14 protein-coding genes are annotated in these 18829 nt (G+C 72.7%); 7 read left to right on the forward strand and 7 right to left on the reverse strand.

Going from position 1 to position 18829, the window contains the following annotated elements:
* Window positions 1-2217 (forward strand): protease pro-enzyme activation domain-containing protein (locus DEI81_RS09880; protein ID WP_146244069.1); only part of this gene is annotated, 2217 nt, incomplete at its 5' end.
* 18 nt (window positions 2218-2235) lie between these two features.
* Here the strand turns inward: DEI81_RS09880 and DEI81_RS09885 are convergent.
* Window positions 2236-3468, reverse strand: a complete 1233-nt coding sequence (locus DEI81_RS09885) for an ATP-binding protein (protein WP_111010559.1) — start codon at window positions 3466-3468, stop codon at window positions 2236-2238.
* Window positions 3469-3636: 168 nt separating this feature from the next.
* On the opposite strand from DEI81_RS09885, the gene DEI81_RS09890 reads away from it, so the two are divergent.
* Together DEI81_RS09890 and DEI81_RS09895 are read left to right on the forward strand one after the other, a co-directional pair.
* Entirely contained in the window at window positions 3637-3852 is a 216-nt protein-coding gene (locus DEI81_RS09890) for a hypothetical protein (protein ID WP_111010560.1), read from the forward strand.
* A 30-nt stretch (window positions 3853-3882) separates the two neighbouring features.
* Window positions 3883-4299, forward strand: a complete 417-nt coding sequence (locus DEI81_RS09895) for a hypothetical protein (RefSeq protein WP_111010561.1) — start codon at window positions 3883-3885, stop codon at window positions 4297-4299.
* 171 nt (window positions 4300-4470) lie between these two features.
* On the opposite strand, the gene DEI81_RS09900 is transcribed toward DEI81_RS09895, so the two are convergent.
* The 5 genes from DEI81_RS09900 to DEI81_RS09920 form a co-directional block, all read right to left on the reverse strand.
* Window positions 4471-5469 (reverse strand): ABC transporter permease, encoded by a 999-nt coding sequence (locus DEI81_RS09900; RefSeq protein WP_111010562.1) that lies wholly within the window; start codon window positions 5467-5469, stop codon window positions 4471-4473.
* Window positions 5466-6407: an ABC transporter permease gene (locus tag DEI81_RS09905; RefSeq protein ID WP_111010563.1), complete on the reverse strand. Its 942-nt coding sequence runs from the start codon at window positions 6405-6407 to the stop codon at window positions 5466-5468. The genes DEI81_RS09900 and DEI81_RS09905 overlap by 4 nt, the downstream gene beginning before the upstream one ends.
* Complete coding sequence (locus tag DEI81_RS09910) at window positions 6404-8140, reverse strand: ABC transporter ATP-binding protein (RefSeq protein ID WP_111010564.1); 1737 nt, start codon at window positions 8138-8140, stop codon at window positions 6404-6406. The genes DEI81_RS09905 and DEI81_RS09910 overlap by 4 nt, the downstream gene beginning before the upstream one ends.
* Complete coding sequence (locus DEI81_RS09915; protein ID WP_111010565.1) at window positions 8137-9801, reverse strand: ABC transporter substrate-binding protein; 1665 nt, start codon at window positions 9799-9801, stop codon at window positions 8137-8139. The genes DEI81_RS09910 and DEI81_RS09915 overlap by 4 nt, the downstream gene beginning before the upstream one ends.
* Before the next feature lie 93 nt (window positions 9802-9894).
* Complete coding sequence (locus DEI81_RS09920) at window positions 9895-11430, reverse strand: hypothetical protein (protein ID WP_111010566.1); 1536 nt, start codon at window positions 11428-11430, stop codon at window positions 9895-9897.
* Between the two features lie 277 nt (window positions 11431-11707).
* Between DEI81_RS09920 and DEI81_RS09925 the strand changes: the two genes are divergently transcribed.
* The 4 genes from DEI81_RS09925 (at window position 11708) to DEI81_RS09940 (ending at window position 17141) form a co-directional block, all read left to right on the forward strand.
* Window positions 11708-13411, forward strand: coding sequence for a bifunctional 3'-5' exonuclease/DNA polymerase (locus DEI81_RS09925; protein WP_258368618.1), 1704 nt, complete (start codon window positions 11708-11710; stop codon window positions 13409-13411).
* Between the two features lie 204 nt (window positions 13412-13615).
* The gene (locus DEI81_RS09930) at window positions 13616-14596 is read left to right on the forward strand and encodes an invasin domain 3-containing protein (RefSeq protein ID WP_146244070.1); all 981 of its coding nucleotides are present in this window, start codon (window positions 13616-13618) and stop codon (window positions 14594-14596) included.
* A 107-nt stretch (window positions 14597-14703) separates the two neighbouring features.
* A complete protein-coding gene (locus DEI81_RS09935) occupies window positions 14704-15465 on the forward strand; it encodes a hypothetical protein (protein ID WP_258368619.1) in 762 nt (253 codons plus the stop codon).
* Window positions 15466-15476: 11 nt separating this feature from the next.
* A complete protein-coding gene (locus DEI81_RS09940) occupies window positions 15477-17141 on the forward strand; it encodes a serine/threonine-protein kinase (RefSeq protein ID WP_111010569.1) in 1665 nt (554 codons plus the stop codon).
* A 69-nt stretch (window positions 17142-17210) separates the two neighbouring features.
* Here the strand turns inward: DEI81_RS09940 and DEI81_RS09945 are convergent, their stop codons facing one another.
* Window positions 17211-18803, reverse strand: coding sequence for a hypothetical protein (locus tag DEI81_RS09945; protein ID WP_111010570.1), 1593 nt, complete (start codon window positions 18801-18803; stop codon window positions 17211-17213).
* Window positions 18804-18829: the final 26 nt, after the last annotated feature.

Below are 18829 nucleotides of genomic sequence, written 5' to 3' on the forward strand. Positions count from 1 at the left end.
GCCGCGCCCTCGGCCGCGCCGGCCGCGTCCGGGGCCACCGCATCGGCCGCGCCGACCGCGTCGCCGAGCCCCTCGGCCACGACGCCCGCCCCCTCCGCGACCGCGACGGCCCCGGCCCCCACCGGTGCTCCGATCGACATGACGGTCGTGCTGCAGCCGTCCGATCGCGGTGAACTCCGCGACCTGGTCCGCCGGGCGGACACCATGACGAAGGCCCAGCGGAACGACGCGCTCACCGACGTCGCCCCGACCACGGACACCCGGGACGACGTGGTCGACGCACTCCGTGCGGCGGGCCTCCACGTCACCGCACAGGACACGTGGGACGTCCAGGTCTCGGGCACGGTCGCCCAGGCGGAGTCCGTGTTCGGCGTCGACCTCGCGGGCAAGGGGGACACCCTGCACCCGACGACTGCGCTGGACCTGCCGTCGGGCCTGTCCGGCGCGGTGACGACCGTGCTCGGCCTCGACCAGCGCCCGGTGTTCGAGCACCACGCACTCCCCGGCGGCAGGACCCCGGCCGACCTGGCCAGCGCCTACGGCGTGACGCGCTCCGGGAGCACCGGTGCCGGGACGACGATCGCCACGGTGCAGTTCTCCGGCTGGTCGAAGAGCGATCTGACCACCTACGCGAACGCCGTGGGCGTCACCTTGCCGTCGATCACGCAGGTCGCCGTCGACGGCGCCTCCACCACCACGTCCGTCGACGGTGGCGGCTCCGAGGTCGCCCTGGACCAGGAGATGCTCTTCGCCACCGCGCCGAAGGCGTCCCAGCGCATCTACGTCGCGCCGAACTCGGCCCAGGGCATCTACGACGCGTACGACCGCGTCGCGACCGACGTCACGAGCAGTGGCATCGTCGCGCTGAGCACCTCGTGGGGGATGTGCGAGTCGTCGCTGTCCTCGTCGTTCGAGAGCGCCGTCCAGGACGCCATCGATCGCGCGGTCGTCGCCGGTGCCACCACCTTCGCGGCCTCGGGTGACGACGGCGCCTACGACTGCGGCGGCGGGACCTCGAGCACGCCCGACGTCGACTTCCCGGCCGTCCTGCCGTCGGTCGTCGGTGTCGGTGGGACCAACCTCACGGGCAGCGGCACGAGCTGGCGCGAGACCGCCTGGAGCGACCGGGCCGACGCGGTCGGCAGCGGTGGTGGGTCCTCGACCCGGACCGCGCGGCCGACGTACCAGAGCGGTGTGGGCCTCCCGGGCAGCACGCGGCTGGTACCGGACATCAGCGCGGTGGCCGATCCCGACACCGGCCCCGGCGTCTACATCGGCGCGGAGGGCGGCTGGGTCCTCGGCGGTGGGACGAGCGCGGCGGCGCCGATCATGGCGGGGCAGCTCGCCGCCACCCTGTCGAGCCTCGGCTGCAGCACCGGCGTCGGCGACGTGCACGCGACGCTCTACGGGAACCGCGGGGACTTCCGCGACGTCACGAGCGGCAACAACCTGCTCTACAACGCGACCACCGGCTACGACATGGCGACCGGTCTCGGTTCCCCGAACTGGGCGGCCCTGGCGACCGCGCTGCCCGGGACGAGCAGCTGCAGCACCTCGCTGACCGCGCCCGCGACCCTCGCCGTCGGCCACTCGATCACGTCGCCGAACCAGCAGTACACGCTGACGATGCAGGCCGACGGCAACCTCGTGCTGTACGGCAACGGGCGCGCGCTCTGGTCGTCCGGGACGAACGGCCGTGGTGGGACCTCGCTCGCGGTGCAGGCCGACGGCAACGCGGTCATCTACACGGCCGCGCAGAAGGCGGTGTGGCAGTCCCGCACGAGCGGCAAGGGCAGCGGGGCTGTCCTGGCGGTCACGAACACGGGCGACCTCCGTCTGACCAGGGGGAGCACGGTGCTCTGGCACACGGGGCTGTCCGGCCGCGACACCCTCAAGGCGCCCGTGACGCTGACCGGCGGCCAGTTCATCCAGGACGGCTCGGGCACGCGGCAGTTCATCATGCAGGCCGACGGCAACCTCGTCATGTACATCGGCGGCCGAGCGCGCTGGGCGACGAACACGAGCAAGTACCACGGCGCGTACATGAGCCTGCAGGCGGACGGCAACCTGGTGGTCTACGACACCTCGGGCAAGGCGCGGTGGGCGTCGAACACCAGCCGGGCCGGGTCGGGCACGACGCTCGTCGTGCAGGGCAACGGCAACGTCGTGCTCAAGAAGGGCTCGACGGGCATCTGGTCGACGGGCACGAAGGGCTGAGTCGCCAGGAGGGCTGGGTCAGTCGACGCGCGGCCAGTCCGTCGTCAGGTACGCCTCGACGGCACGGTTGCGGAACGAGTAGGGCTTGCCCCGGTCGATGATCCCGCGGACCGTGTCCAGTCGCTGCGAGAACGGCCCCACCTTCGTCGCGGAGGTCATGCCCATCTGGGCGGCGATCTTCGTCAGCGTGCGGTCGGCCGGCGGCAGCGCCGCCATCGCCTCGACGAACTCGTGTTCACGAGCCGGCAGCCGGTTCAGGATGCGCTCGACGTGTGCCGAGGCCTCACCCTGAACTCCGCGCCACCCGGCCACGACCTCCTCCTGGGAGATGGTCGAGGCGCTCCCTGCATTCCAGGCGCGTTGACCGGCGAGCTGGAACAGGAACGGCTCCCCGCAGCAGAGAGCCACGACGGCTCTCGCAGCCCCGGAACTCATCTGGATGGATTCGAGACCGCCGTTCCCGTCGGGGGTGGCCCAACCGTCGAACACGAATGGCTGCAGCGCCTGCAGGAGATCCGCCTCGTCGAGGGCGGCAAGCGTGATGGTGCGGAATCGCCGGGCGAAGGTGGCGCCCTTCCGAGCGCCGGCCATGTCCTCGAAGTCCGGCAGCCCCGTCAGGTACACGGCGAGGGGCAGGTGTCGCTCGACGAGGACACCGCCCGGAGCCGTGACCTCGACCTGGTGCGACAGCGCGTCACCGAGAGCGATGAGCAACTGCGACAGCGCTGCCTCGTCGGTGATGTTCTGCACCTCGTCGATGTGGATCAACACCACGGTGTTCTGCGCGATGGCGGCCTGCCCGAGTTCGACCAGCAGGTCGAACAGTGCGGTGAACGGCTCTGGTCCTGCTTCTCCGCGCACCGCGACGGAGAACCCCGACACCGCGATCTGTTCGACTCGCGCGAGGACGTCCAGGACCCGTTGCCGACTCGTTGCCAGGAGGCCGGCCTTGTCGGCCAGCCGCAGCACTGCGGACGCGACGATCTTCAACGGATCAGCACCGGCAGGTATGCGCAGTTGGGGGGTGACCCAGTCGCCGCCCTCTGCGGCATCGCGTGCGATCCGGCGTACCAGGCTCGACTTGCCGGTACCAGGTTCACCGAGGATGGTTCGGCCTGTCTCGTACAGGCCCGCATGACGACGCGGGCGAACGACGTCCCGCCAATCGGCCAACTGCTCGACACGACCAGCCCATACATCTGGAACCACGTCGGAACCCGGTTGGAACGGGTTCGTGAGAGGTGAGCGCACTTGATAAATTTAGCACATCCGGCAGATGTTGGTGTTAAATTTAACGAGCAACCATGCTCCTCATGGACCGTCGTCCCGGCCATGTGGTGGACGAGCTGGAGCTGGGAGCTGGTGGCATCGGGGCTGCTCACTCACCTGACTCGTGCAGCGGCGGGTACCGTTCCTCGTATGACGGATGCTCGCGATCCCCTCGAGACGCCCGACGACGGCGTGGACATGACGTTCTCGGAGCGGCGCCACGACGAGCTCACCCGGGCTTCGGGGTCGACCGAGGCGGATGCGGCCCCGCGGATCACCACCGAGGACCGTGGCGACGGCATGACCCGGATCGATGTCGCCGACACCGCGGCGGTGCGACCGGGTGGCGTCGACACGGAGGACTGAGGGCACGGCCCGGGAGACAGAGGGTACGGCATGTGGCGACTGCTGTGGACACTGACCCGTTGGGTGGCGCTCCTGGGGCTGGTCATGGCCGTCGGTGCCGCGCTCTGGTTCAACAGGACTCCGTGGGCGATGGTGCTCTTCGACCTGGGGGCTCTGATCTGCGCGGTGGCGGGCATCGGTCAGTCCGTTCTCCGGAGTCGCCGGTGGTTGTCGCGGTACGACGTCCAGCCGGCGGCGCGCTCAGACCGGTCGAACACGCGGGCGCTCGTGCTCCGGGGTGCCGCGATGCTCCTGGCGGTGGTCGGCGTCGTCCTCGTCGTCGGGACCGTTCATGCCGTCGACGCCCGGACGTACGACGGGGGAACGGACGCGCTCGGCTTCTTCTTCGCGGTCGTCGTGTTCGTGACGAGCGCCTGGTTCTGGTCGGGTGCGCGGGTGCGACGATGAGGAGACCGGTGCGGAGCGACACGGTTGGCCGAGGTCACGGCACACGGCGGACCGGCTGATCTGGTCGCGTTGCCCGTGTCGGCCCTCGGTCACCTGGTTCAGATCGGACCGTGCTTCGGGGAAGTCCGACGGCGGAGGAACCGGGACCCGGGTGGGGCGCGCCGCTCGACCTCAGCGCCCGGTGCGCACCCGCGGATCCACGACCCCGTACACCAGGTCGACGATGACGTTCGCGGTGACGACCAGGAACGCCGCGAACAGCGTGAACCCGACGACGACCTGCAGGTCCAGCGAGTGCACCGCGTCGATGAGCAGTGCGCCGAGCCCCTGCATCGAGAACACCTTCTCGGTGATCACCGCACCGCCGAGCAGGGTGCCGAGGTCGAGCCCGAACAGGGTCACGACGGGCAGGATCGCGGTGCGGAGCCCGTGCCGGGCGACGACCTGCGACTCGCTCAGGCCCTTGGCGCGGGCGGTGCGGATGTGGTCCTGGCCCATCACCTCGAGCATCTCGCCGCGGGTCAGTCGGGCGTAGATGGCGGCGCTGATGAACGCGAGCACGCACCAGGGCAGGAGCAGGTGCAGGAACCACTGCACGGGGTCGTCGGTGAACGCGACGTAGCCGCCGGTCGGCAGGATCCGGAGCACGAACCCGAACAGGAGGATCGCCAACAGTCCCACGAGGTACGCCGGCGCCGAGACCCCACCGACGGCGATCGTCATGACCGCCCGGTCGAGGACCGATCCACGCCGGAGCGCGGACACGGTGCCGCCGGCGACACCCGCGACGAGCCACAGCACGGCGGCGCCGATCGCGATGGAGGCCGTGACCGGCAGGCGGGACAGGATCAGCGTCGTGACACTCTGGTGGAGCTGGAACGAGTACCCGAAGCACGGTGCGCCGCAGACCACGGCGGTCGAGCCGCTGCCGAAGTGCCGCCCGACGAAGATGCCCGACAGGTAGTCGAGGAACTGCTGCCACCAGGGCAGGTCGGTGCCGATGAACGCCTTGACCTGCGCCAGGCGGTCGGGCGTGCAGGGCTTGTCGCACATCGCGCGGGCGGCGTTCGTCGGCAGCAGGGTGAACAGCGCGTAGGTGACCGCGGCCACGACGAACAACACCACGATCGCGCCGAGGACGCGGAACAGCACGAAGCGCCAGGTCCTCATCGCGACACCTCCGTCCGGCGCGGGTCGAGGGCGTCGCGGAGGGCGTCCCCGAGCAGGTTGAACGCGAGCGTGATGACGAACAGGGCGGCTCCCGGGAACACGAGGTACATGGGGTCGGTCTGCACCCACCCCACGGCGTCGCCGATGGTGCGGCCCCAGGACGGCGTCGGGGGCGTCACCCCGACGCTGAGGAACGACAGGGCGGCCTCGGCCCCGATCATGCTCGGGATCGAGATCGTCGCGTAGACGGTGATCGTCGCGGCGAGGTTCGGCAGGAGCTGGCGGATGATGACGTGCCAGGAACCGGCGCCCATCGCGGTCGACGCGACGACGAAGTTCCGCTGCCGCAGGGACAGTGTCTGCCCGCGGATCACCCGGGCGACGGCCGGCCAGCCGAAGAACCCGATGACGAGCACGACGAGCACGGGGGCGGGGAACCGGTTCGGCACGATGGCGGTCAGCGCGATCATGAACACGAGCGACGGGAACCCGAACATGACGTCGACGACCCGGCTCATCCCGCGGTCGTACCATCCGCCGAAGAACCCGGTGGTGACGCCGACGAGCACGCCGAGCACCATCGACAGGATCGTCGCGGCGATCCCGACCCCGAGCGAGGTCCGGGCGCCGTAGGTGACGATCGCGAACAGGTCGCGGCCGGTCAGCGGCTCGACGCCGAACCAGTGCGCGGCACTGATCCCGCCGCCCGTGCCCTTCGGTGCGCCGAACCCGGTGAGCGTCCCGAGGTGGTACCGGTACGGGTCCTGCCCGCTGAGTCCGGCGATGAGCGGTGCGCCGATCGCGACGAGCGCGAACACGACGATGACGATCGCGCTGGCGAGTGCCCAGCGGTCCCGGCCCACGCGGCGGGCGACGGCGCGGAACCCGGTGGCGGCGGGCGTGGGGGCGACGGGGCGGTCGACGACGTTCGCGGTCATGCGCGGGCCTCCTCGGTCGTGCCACCGGCGGCGACGAGCCGGCGCCAGGTGGACCGCCGCTCGGCCTGGCGGATCGGGTCCGCGACGGGGGCGGCGGCGAGCAGCATGCGTGTGTACGGGTCCTGCGGGTCCTCGAGGACCTCGGCCGCCGTGCCGCGCTCGACGACGTGGCCGCGGCGGAGCACGACGACCTCGTCGGCGAGCTGCCGGACGACGGCCAGGTCGTGGCTGATGAGCAGGCACGCGAACCCGAGTTCCGCCTGCAGCGTCGCGAGCAGGTCGAGCACGGTGCGCTGCACGGTGACGTCGAGCGCGCTCGTCGGTTCGTCGGCGATCAGGAGGACCGGGTGCAGGGCGAGCGCGCGCGCCACCGCCACGCGCTGCCGCTGCCCGCCGGAGAGCTGGTGCGGGAACCGGTCGGCGTACGCGGGGTCGAGACGCACGGCCTCGAGCAGCTCGCGGACCCGGGCCCGGCGGGCGGTCTCGCCGAGGTCGGTGTGCAGGCGCAGCGGCTCAGCGATGCTCCACCCGATCGTCGCGCGGGGGTTGAGCGAGGACGCGGGATCCTGGAACACGTACCCGACGCGGCTGCGGACCGCGCGGAGCCGCCGCCGCCGCGCGCGCCGGAGATCCGTGCCGGAGACCTCGACGGTCCCGGATGACACCGGGACGAGGCCGGCGAGCGCCCGCCCGATCGTCGACTTGCCCGAGCCGGACTCGCCGACGAGCCCGAGGACCTCGCCCGAGCGGATCGCGAGGTCGATGTCGGCGACGGCGGGCGTCGCGCGCCGTCCGCCGTACGTGATGGCGACGTCGGTCAGGCGGGCCACGACCTCCCGGTCCGTGGACCCGGCCGTGGATCTCGGTCCGGACGACGACGTGCCGGTGGTGGGCCGCGTCTCCGCGTCCGGCCGGGAGGCCCGGCTCGGCCCGCCGAGGACGGGGACCGCGGCCAGGAGCTCGCGGGTGTAGGCGGCGTGCGGCGCCGCGAACAGGTCGGCGGCCGACTGCGCCTCGACCGCCCGCCCGGCCCGCATGACGAGGACGTCGTCCGCCACGTCGGCGACCACGCCCATGTCGTGGGTGATGAGGAGCACGGCGAGGTCACGCTCGCGACACAGGCGGCGGAGCAGGTCGAGGATCCCGGCCTGCACGGTGACGTCGAGTGCGGTCGTCGGCTCGTCGGCGATGAGCGCGACCGGGTCGGCCGCCAGCGCCATCGCGATCATCGCGCGCTGGAGCTGCCCGCCGGACAGCTCATGGGGGTACGCGCGCCGGACCCGGGCGGGGTCGGCGATGCCGGCGGCGGTGAGCAGCGCCTCCGTCCGGGCGACGACGTCAGCGCCGGACCGGTGCGCACGGGCGGCCTCGGCGATCTGCGTGCCGATCGACAGCACGGGCGTGAACGACCCCATCGGCTCCTGGAACACGGTGCCGATGCCCGCACCGCGCACGCTGCGGAGGACGTCCGCGTCCGCCCCGACGAGCTCGACGGGCTCCGCGTCGGGCGTGCGCCGGAAGCGGATGCTCCCCGACACCGCGGCGGTCGACGGCAGGAGCCCGAGGACGCTCATCGCCGAGACGGACTTGCCCGAACCGGACTCGCCGACGAGCGCCAGGACCCGGCCGGGGTGCAGGGCGAACGTGATGTCGTCGACGACGGGGGCACCGCGGCCGAAGGCGACACGGAGCCCCCGGACGTCGAGGACGGGCGCGGTGCGGTCCTCGCTCACTTGGCGAGCGTGACCTTGAGGTAGTTCGGGTACGCGGGGAAGTCCGGCACGAAGAAGTGCTGGACGTCCGAGCCGCGGAGGAACGACTGCTTCGCGTAGGTCAGCGGCACGATCGGCGCGTCCTGCATGATGCGACGGTCGACCTGGGCCCACAGCGCGTTCGCCTTCGAGCGGTTCACCGTCGCCGTCGCCTTCGTGATGAGGGCGTCGACGTCGCTGTTGCTGTAGTGCGACACGTTGTACCCGCCGTTCCCGATCTGGGACGAGGCGAACAGCGGCTGGATGTTCGCGTTCGCGCTCGGGAAGTCCGGCTGCCAGCCGTACAGGACGAGGTCGTACGACGAGTCGTTCGTGGCGTCGGTGTAGAAGCTGTCGACGTCCTCGGGCTTGAGCGTCACCGCGATGCCCGCGCGCTTGAGCCCCTGCTGGAGCGCCTGCGCCTGGGCGAGGTACGACGGGTCGTTCTGCGTCAGGAGCGTGAAGTGCAGGTCCTTCTGGCCCGCCGCCTTGAGCAGCGCCTTCGCCTTCTTCACGTTCCCGGACGCCGGCGCCTTGTACAGGTCGTACGACTTGCGGCCCGCGATGCCCGGTGTGATGAGCGTCGACGCGTACGTGCCCGCCTGGGCGCCACCGGCGGCGATCCGGAAGGCGCGCTTGTCGGTCGCGTACTCCAGGGCCTTGCGCACCTGGAGGTCCTTCAGTGCGCCACGCTGCGTGTTCATGGCGAGGTACGTGATCGGACCGGCCTTCGACGTGGCGACGCGCGACGCGGCGGACGGGTTCTGGCGGACCTGGTTGAGCTCGGCGGCCCCGAGGTAGGTGGCGGCGAACGAGTCCTTCGCGTCACCCGAGTCGGCGATGAGGCTCTGGGTCACGGTCGACTCGTCCTGGCTCTCCTCGAACACGATCTTCGCGGGGCCCGCGGTGCGCACCGTGTCCGTCCCGGCGCTCCAGTGCTTGTTCCGCACGAGGGTCAGCTGGGAGCCCTGCTGGTTCGACTGCACCTGGTAGGGGCCCGACGCGACCGGCTTCGCGTCGTACGTGTTCGGGTCGCCCTTGCCCTGCGGCACGGGCGCGAACGCGGGCATCGACGCGATCCACGGCCAGTCGCCGTAGGCCGCATCGAGGTGGAACACGATCGTGCGGTCGTCGGGCGTCGCGATGCTGTCGAGCTGCCCGCCGTCGAACGGACCCTGGTACCTCGAGCCGCCGACGAGCAGCGACTTGTGGTAGCTCAGGCCACCGGTGAGGGTCGGCGCGAAGGAGCGCTCGACGCCGTACTTGATGTCCTGGCTGGTGATCGGGGTGCCGTCCTGGAACTCGATCCCCTTCTTCAGGTGGTAGGTCCAGGTCTTCCCGCCGTCGCTCGGCGTGCCCGTGGTCGTGGCGAGGTCCGGCACGACCTTCGCGGTCTTCCCTGGCCGGATGTCCCACGTGGTGAGGCGTCGGACGACCAGGCCGAGCGTCGTCGTCGACAGGTTCTGGCTCGTCGCGGGATCGAGGTGCACCGCCGTCGCGGTGGTCAGGATGTGGAGCGTCCCGCCCTTCGTGCTGCTGGCGGCGCTCGCCGGCGCGGTCCCCGTGGCGCCGGAGTACCCGGTGAGTGCGAGTGCGAGTGCCGCGGTGGCGGCGACGACGGTGGCGGTTCTCAGGTGGTGCATGGGGTTCCCTCGGTGCGTTCGCGGACGTTCCTGAAACCCAGCCTGGACCGCGCCCATTCCCGCGCCACTCGAGAATGACGAAATGCGTCCGGTTCAGGCGGACGCCCCGGTCACGGAGAACGCGACGGAGTCGTTCGAGTCGTCGCGCAGTCCCACACCCGGTGCGATCGCCGGGTCCGCACCGGTGAGGACACGCGTGTAGTCGTCGGTTCTGGAGTTGTTCCCGCCGTAGTGCCACCGCCACACCTCACCGGTCGTCGTGACCCCCACGACCGCGAACCGGTTGTGCGCCTCCGCGTCCGCGGCGAGATGCGTGAAGCGGCCGGTCGCCGCCGGGAAGACAGGCGTACTCGACCAGGTCGAGTACGCCCGGCCGTCCGTCCCGACCCAGACGGGAACGTGGTCGTTGGCGTCGGAGCGGATCCCGACCACCGGTGTGACCGTGGGGTCGGCGCCGGTGGCGACGCGGTCGATGAGGGTCGGCGCGCTGCTGCGGTAGCCGAGGCGCCACACCTCGCCGGTGGACGTCACGGCGACGAACGCGTAGTGGTTGGCCAGGGTGCTGGTCGCCGACGCGCCCACGAACCGCGCCGTCGTCGGGAAGGGAGTCGCGTCTGCAGTACTGCGGGAGTGGAGGACGCCGTCCCGGGTCACGAAGACCTGCGAGGAGTCCCTGCTGACGGATCTGATCGCCGACACCGGCGGGATCGTCGGATCCGCGTCCGACGCGACCTGCGCCACGCTGGAGGACGTGTTGCCGTAGAAGTACCGCCAGACGGCACCGGCAGACGTCACCGCGACGACGCAGTACAGGTTGTCCGCAGTACTCGTCGCGGTCAGGTGCGTGAACGGTCCCGGTACCCCGGGGAACAGCGGTGAGCCATTGTCGTTCAAAGCCACGCCTCCCTTCACGTAGTGGGTGAAGCTGTCGTTCGAGTTCCCCCGGAGGGCGATCGCCGGCGCGATCGACGGATCGGCACCGGTGGCGACCCGTCGCACCGTGTTCGTCCCCGAGTAGTAAGTCCACACCTCGCCGGTCGACGTCACGCCAGCGACGCCGTACCGGTTGTTCGACGTGCTGTTCGAGGCGAGTGCGGTGAACGCGCCGGTCGCCGCCGGGAACCGGACCGCGGCCTCCTGGTGGAGCACACCCTGATGGAGGACGCTGATCGTGGCGGTGGCAGTCCCCGCACCGGTCACGGTCGCAGTGAGCGTCACCGTGCCGTTGGTCGTGCCCGCGGTGAGACCGGCGGCAGTCGCCTGGCCTGCGGCGTCGGTGGTGACCGTGATCGTGGTGGTCCCCGGGGAGCCGAAGGAGGCGGGTCCGGAGACCGTGAGGACGACGGTCTCGTTCGGCAACGGAACTCCGCTGCCGGAGCGGACGGTCGCGGTCCCGTCGGCGAGCGAGGAACCCGGTGCGCGAGGCGCGGAATCGGCGAACGAGACCGTGATGGTGGCGCTGTCACTGGCCGCATGTGCAGGGGTCGCGGTGGCGAGGGCGATCGCGGGAACGCTCCACGCCCCCGCGAGGACGATCGAGCGACGGCTGGGACTCCCTAATCGATCCTCCGACGCCGTCGCCGGCGAGAGGGTGCGGGGTTGCTGCTGGTCGGGTCGGTCGTCGCTCATGTGGATCTGTGCTCCAGTTCGGTCGGAGGGGGTCGGGAAGCGTCCGGGCATGGTCACATCCGGTCCTCACCCAGTCCGCGTCGGGCACGGGGGTCGGGGCATCGGCGGCTGGACCTTCACCCGATGTGTCGCCCGTCGTCGCTCGACCGCCACGCCCTGCACGACCCCGCCGTCGTGCGTACGGTGCTCGCGGACGGCTCTCTTCGGAAGTACCTCGTCGGAGCCGAGGAGGGCTGACCGTGCCGGTCGTGCCGGTGGTTCCGGGCATGATCGACGGGTGCACATCGTCCTGAACCGCGTCGACGGCGGCGCGCTCGCGACCGTCCTGTCGGACGCGGGGACCGCCCAGGGCGCGCCGGTGCACGTGGCCGCGGCGGGCCTCCCGGCCTGGATCGCGGCACACGAAGCGCCGGGCGTGCGGTGGGTGTGGGACGACACGGCCCGCTGGTACCCACAGGTGCTCGCCGCGGGCGGCCGCGTCGCGCGCTGCGTCGACCTGCGGCTGTGTCACCGGATCCTGCGCACCGCGGTCGCGACCGCGGGCTCGCCGCTCGCGACGGCGCCGGACGGTTGGTGGGACGACCCCGGCGAGGCCACCCCCGCACCGCGCGCGGACGCCCTGTTCGACGACTCGATCTTCGCGTCGGGGCCGTCGTCCACCGGACGGATCGCTGCAGATCCGGTGTCCGATGCCGATCCCGTCGCCGAGTTCCGCGTGCAACAGGAGGCCGTGGCCGGGTCCCGGGATCCGCGCGCGCTCCGACTGCTGCTCGCGGCCGAGTCGGCCGGGGCGCTCGTCGCCGCGGAGATGCGCTTCGGGGGCTTGCCGTGGCGGGTCGACGTGCACGAGCGGATCCTCGAGGACGTGCTCGGCCCCCGCGTGCCGTACGGCGTCCGGCCGCAGCGGCTCGAGGACCTCGCCGCCGTGCTGCGAGAACGGCTCGACGACCCCGCGCTCAACCCCGACTCGCCCGCGGACGTCCTCCGCTCCCTCCGCCGGGCCGGGCTCGTCGTCGAGTCCACGCGCAAGTGGGAGCTCGCGCGCCACGACCACCCGGCGATCGAACCGCTGCTCGACTACAAGCGGCGCTCCCGGCTGCTCACCGCGAACGGCTGGACGTGGCTCGACGAGTGGATCGAGGACGGCCGGTTCCACCCGGAGTACGTCGTCGGCGGTGTCGTCTCCGGACGGTGGGCGGCCAGCGGCGGCGGAGCCCTGCAGCTGCCGAAGCAGATCCGGGCCGCGGTCGTCCCCGACCCCGGCTGGAAACTCGTCGTCGCGGACGCGGCGCAGCTCGAACCCCGTGTCCTCGCCGCGCTCGCGCAGGACCGTGCGATGGCGGAGGCCGGGCGGGGCCGCGACCTGTACGACGGCGTGGTCGCCTCGGGTGCGGTCGAGACCCGGCAGCAGGCCAAGGGCGCGATGCTCGGCGCGATGTACGGCGCCACCCAGGGCGAGGGCGGACGGCTCGTGCCCCGGCTGGCGCGGGCGTACCCGAGGGCGCTCGCGCTCGTCGAGGCAGCGGCCCGGGCGGGCGAGCGGGGCGAGGTCGTCACGTCGCGGCTCGGGCGGACCTCGCCGGCACCGTCCCCCGACCAGCTGGCCGCCCAGGCCCACGCGTTCTCGGCCGAGGGTTCACCGGCACTCGAACGGGCGGCGCGGAGTCGTGGGCGGAGCTGGGGTCGGTTCACCCGGAACTTCGTCGTGCAGGCGAGCGCCGCCGAGTGGGCGCTGTCCTGGCTCGCCGGGCTCCGGACGCGCCTGATGGCCGAGTGGCCCGGACCGGTCACCGCCGGCCCGCACCTGGTGTTCTTCCTGCACGACGAGATCATGGTGCACACGCCCGAAGGCGACGCCGACCGTGTCGTCGAGCACGTCCGGTCCGCGGCCGCCGATGCCGGGCGCCTGTTGTTCGGGGACTTCCCCGTCGAGTTCCCGCTGCAGGTCGCGGTGGCCGACGACTACGCGTCGGCCAAGTAGGCGGCGCGGCACTCGCCGGGGAGGGTGAGGCGCTCCCCGGTGATCACCCGACGTCGGCTGACACGGCGAGTGATCGAGATCCGGTGGATCCCCGTCGACGTGGGGATCCACCGCGGACCCGGTCGTCCTCGGCGCCCTGTGCACCTACCGTTCCGATCACCTCCGGCACGGGCCGGAGTCCGACGACGAGAGGTGGACGACCGGATGAGCGACGACGACGAGCGGCGGACGGGCCCCGACGGGCGCCCGCAGACGATCGCACGCCGCACGCTGGTGGGTGCAGCGGCATGGAGCATCCCGGCCATCGCGCTGAGCGCGACCACGCCCGCAGCGGCGGCGAGTGCTGGAGCGATCCTCCACGTGGTGTTCGACGAGCCCGACCAACGGCCGACGGGCGGTGATCTGTCGGACGGCCGCGCGGTGCTCGTCGGCGCGGACGGGAAGCCCGTCGCTGGCGAGACGATCGTCCTCCGGGTCTCCGGGCCCGCCTTCTTCGGCGCGCCCGGGGTGACGCAGCGCACGGTGACGACGGACGCCTCGGGGACCGCACGGGCGACCGACCTGACGGCGGGGACGGCAGCCGGGACCGTGACGCTCACCGCGACCGTGAGCGGCATCGCCCCGGCGAGTGCCACCCGGACGGTGGTCCCGGCCTTCGACATCGCCGTGGTCAGTGCCGGCGGACCGACATGGCCGTTCCTGCAGGGCCCCGGCACGACGATCAGCGGGCAACCCGCGTACCGGGTGAACGGCACCTACACGTTCCGCAGTGTGATCCGGAACGCGGGCAGCGTGCCACTGCCCGCGGGGTCCCTGCTCACGTACACGTTCGGCACGATCTCGATCGGGGGCGCCACCATCGTGTCGGCCATCGAACTGGTCGGCGTCGGCGCGGACGGTGCCGCGATCGGTCTGACGACCGGCAACGTCGTCCCGACGGGTCCCGCGACCTTCCCCGGCGGGGCGGTCGGCATCAGGCGCGAGTACCGCGTGGACGCACCGATCCCTACCGGGGCGAGCTTCACCCTCGAGCACTCGGCGCACATCCCGAACCGGGCCCTGCCGTTGCGCACCAACAACGGGCAGGTGCTCGTCGAGGCCGCCGCGGTCGGGGCCCCGGGGAGCGACCCGGTCCCCGGGAACGGCCAGACGTACGGGCCGCTCTTCGCCACCTACGTCATCTGAGGCCGACGACCGCCGAGCTGCACGACGCTGATCCGATCCCGTCACGCCGGAACCGCGCCCCGCGCCCCGCTGTCGGCGCGTGCGGGGAGCGCTGGCATCGTGGGCACATGCACACCGAGGACGCCAGCCGAGTACCGTTCGCCGCCGCGGCCGGCGCGCTCGCCGCGGCGGGCATCGCTGCCGTCCGAGCGGCGCGTCGCGGCCGCCCGGTCCACCCGCACGGGGTCGCACTGCGGGGGCGGATCGACTGGTACCGACGTGCGGAGCCCAGTGGCATCGGGTGGATCGACGACGGCGCTGCCGATGGCCAGGTCGTCGAGGCACGGTTGTCGCGGGGGATCGGCCTGCCGGCGGTGCTGCCCGACATCTGGGGCCTCGCTGTCCGCGCCACCACCCCGGGCGGGCCCGCAGACCTCCTGCTCGCGGCCACCGGGCTCGGGCTGCCGGATCGCTGGATGCTCCGCCCTGCCCGCACCCCCGACGGTCTCCGCTTCACGTCCCTGGTGCCGTACCGCGGCGCGCTCGGCCCCGTGCTCGTCGCCGCACGTGCGCTGCCCGGACCGACGCTGCCGTCCGATCCGAGCGCCAGCGCAGCCGTGCTCGACGAGGGCTCGTGGGTCCTCGAGCTCCTGCACGCGGAACCCCTCGGCGTGTGGCACCCCTTCGCGCGACTGGTGCTCGCCCGCGACGCCGGCACGACGGACACGGACACCGGCACGCGGTTCGACCTGATGCTGCGACCGCTCCCGGGGAGTGGGACCTACCCGTGGACCCGCGCCCTCCGTGAACCCTCCTACGCCGTCGCACGCGAGGGCCTGGCCGGCAGTGCTTCCGTCCCGCTCGGAACCACGCGGCCCCTGCCTCGGTAGCGTTGGGCAGCATGAGCGACGACGGACGTGCCCCACGGACCATCGGCGGCCGCTACCAGGTGCTCGGGACGCTCGGCCACGGCGGCATGGCGACCGTGTACCGCGCGGTCGACGAGCAGCTCGGGCGCGAGGTCGCCGTCAAGGTGTTCCGCACCGGGCCCGTCGACCACGGTGAGCGCAGCCGGGCCGAAGCCGAGATCCGCGTCCTCGCGAGCCTCCGGCACCCCTCGCTCGTCACCCTGTACGACGCGGCGATCGCCGACGGCGACGGTGAGTCGTTCCTCGTCATGGAACTGGTGCCGGGCACCGACCTGGCCACCCGCATGCGCGACGGTGCGCTCCCGCGGGGCGTCGTCGCGCACATCGGCGCGCAGGTGGCCGACGCGCTCGCCGCCGTCCACGCGCAGGGCATCGTCCACCGCGACGTCAAGCCCGCGAACGTCCTGATCGAGGACGACGCGACAGCACCGGGCGGCCTCCGAGTGAAGCTGGCGGACTTCGGCATCGCCCTGCTCCGCGACGCCGCCCGGCTGACCGGGACGGGCATGGTCATGGGCACGGCCGCGTACCTGGCGCCCGAGCAGGTGACGAACCAGGAGCTCACCGGCGAGGCGGACGTGTACGCGCTCGGGCTGCTGCTGCTCGAGGCGCTCACCGGACGGCAGGCGTTCCCGGGCGGCGTCATGGAGTCCGCCACCGCGCGACTGACCCGGGCCCCCGAGATCGATCCGTCGCTGCCCGTCGCGTGGCGCACCCTGCTCCACACCATGAGCGCGATGGCGCCGGAGGATCGGCCGACCGCCGCCGAGGTCGCCGCCCGACTCCGCGCCCTCGGCCGCGACGTCGACACGGCCGCCGCGCCGACTGCCCTGCTCGATCGACCGGGAGGTCCGGGGCGGGCCGCCGCCGCAGCCGGTGCGGCTGCCGGGGTGGCCGGCGCCGCGGTCGGCGCCATGGGCGCGGACGCCGCGCACGCGGACCGTCCGACGGCCGCGATGGACGCGCCGACGCGGGCGATGCCCACCGGAGACGCGCCGACGCGCTTGCTGACCAGCACCCAGGGCGGCGGGGCAGACGCACCGACCGCCGTGCTCGGTGGCGGCGTGGCTGGTGCCGACGGTGGGGGTGGAGGCGGCGCCAGGGCCGGCGGGGCCGGCGGACGCGGCGCGGGATCCGGTGGACGTGGCGCGGGATCCGGCGGTGGTGGTGCCGGGCCGGACGGACCGGGCCCGTCGGGCTCGGGAGCCGAGCGCGCGCGGCGCCGCCGGACCGCGTGGATCGTCGTCGCGGTCGTCGCCGCGCTCGTCGTCATCGGCGTCCTCGTCGCGCTCGCCGTCCGGTCGCGGGGTCCGGCGACCCCGGAGCCGACCGGGACCGCGACGACCATGACGTCCGGGCCGGTGACGTCGCCCCTGCCGTCCCAGGCCCCGAGCAGCGGTCCGAGTGAGCCGGCCCAGCCGACCCAGCCGGCCCAGACCGCCGAGCCCGCGCCGCAGCCGTCCGTCACCCCGACGACCGTGCCGCAGCCCGAGCCGACCGTGCCCGTGGCGACGCCGACCACTGCCGCCGGCACCGTGAAGCAGCACCCCGGGAAGGGCGTCGGCAACGTCGTGGAGGACGCTGCGGACGGGCACGGGAACGGGCACGGGAACGCGACCGGCAACGGCAAGCGCTGACTGGCGGCCCCGGGGCGCACAGCTGCACGATGCGACGCCCGTTACGCCACCGGTGGGGTCCGGGTCGGATCATCGACCACGAGCAGATGCGTGCTCGTGGTCACGGTGGAACCGCATCACGCTCGTGGCGCCGCCGCGGTCGGGCACGTCGACGCGGTACCCGGCCGACGTCAGGGCCGCGATCATCCGCGATCGCCAGGGCCGGTCCTCCCGGGTGGTGACCAGCCAGACCGTCCGGTGCCCTCGGGCGCACCGGAGTGCCTGCGACAGGGGCCGCCGACTCGGGAACAGCGTGTCGCGCGTGTCGGCGGAGCGCCCGGCTCTGCAGTCGACCGCGCCCGGGAACGAATCCGGGTAGAGCAGGGGGATGACGTCGAGGGTCGAGTCCGCGTCCCCCTCGACGTCGCCGTACAGCGCGGCGGTGGTCCTCGGCGCCGCACGCACCGCGCTCGATTCCCGGGCCACACGCGCCCAGTCGGTGTCCTTGCCCTCCTCGGTGCGCTGTCGCGCGTACGCCGGCGCCGCGAGGACCGCCGCGAGCACGAGGACCACGACGATCCGGCTCGGACGCCAGCCACGGATCGCCACGGCGGCGAGCAGCGCGACGGCCGGGCTGCAGAAGGCCAGGTACCGAGCCTGGTAGACGGGCGTCCAGACCACGGACACCGCGAGCAGCATGATCGTCGGGACCAGGAGCCACGCCACGAGCAGCGGGCCGGTCGTCGACCGCTCCCGCCAGCACCGCGCCAGGCCGAGACCCACCAGGAGCACGCCGAGGACCGCGAACGGCGGATCGGCGGAGAACCACTGTTCGACGACGATCTGCTTGACCGTGCCGAGGTCGGGGCGATGGAGCCAGGAGACCTGGCCCACCTGCGCGGCCGCCATCCGGACGAACGGCACGCACACCACCGCGGCCCCACCCGCGGCGCTCACGAAGCCGACGGCGAGGCGTCGGCTCGCGGTGCGGTCCGGGGAGCGGGTCGCCCACACCGCGACGGCGATCGCGTGCACGACCAGCATGAGCGCGTCGTGCAGGAACACGACGACCGCGAGCACCGCCATGATGCCGTACAGGGTCCAGAGCAGCGTCGTCCGTGGCCGTCGTCCGAGCGGGTCCTCCCCATGCTCGCGCAGGAGGCGACCGGCCACCGTCACGAGCACCAGGGTGAGCAGGACCGAGACGAACGCGGAGGCAGCGCCCGACCGTCCGTCGGTGGCGGACAGCGTGACCCGCGGGAGGAGCACGAAGAACGCACCCGCGAGCAGCCCGGCCGATCGATCGAGCAGCATCCGACCGAGCACCGTGACGAGCCCGGCGGTCGCACCGACGCAGAGCACCGACACGGCGCGGAGCGCGAGCGGCGAGTACCCGACGAGGTCGAACCAGCAGTGCATCGTCGCGTACCAGGCCAGATGCACGAGATCGACGGTCCGGGCCAGGGCGAACAGCTCCGACCACGACCGGGTCGCCGCGCTCACCGTCGCACCCTCGTCCCACGTCGCGGACGGCACCCAGCAGCCGGCTCCGGTGACGAGCGTCGCGATGGCGGCCACCACGAGGGCGTCCGACCAGGGGGACCCCGTCCCTGTCCACGCCCGCCGACGCTGGCCCACGACGTCATCGACCGGCGGGGTCCGCGCCCGCATGGTGCTGCTCATCGCGGGAGCGTTCCACGCGGGACGTG

Source organism: Curtobacterium sp. MCBD17_013 (genome assembly GCF_003234565.1).
Taxonomy (GTDB): Bacteria; Actinomycetota; Actinomycetes; order Actinomycetales; family Microbacteriaceae; genus Curtobacterium.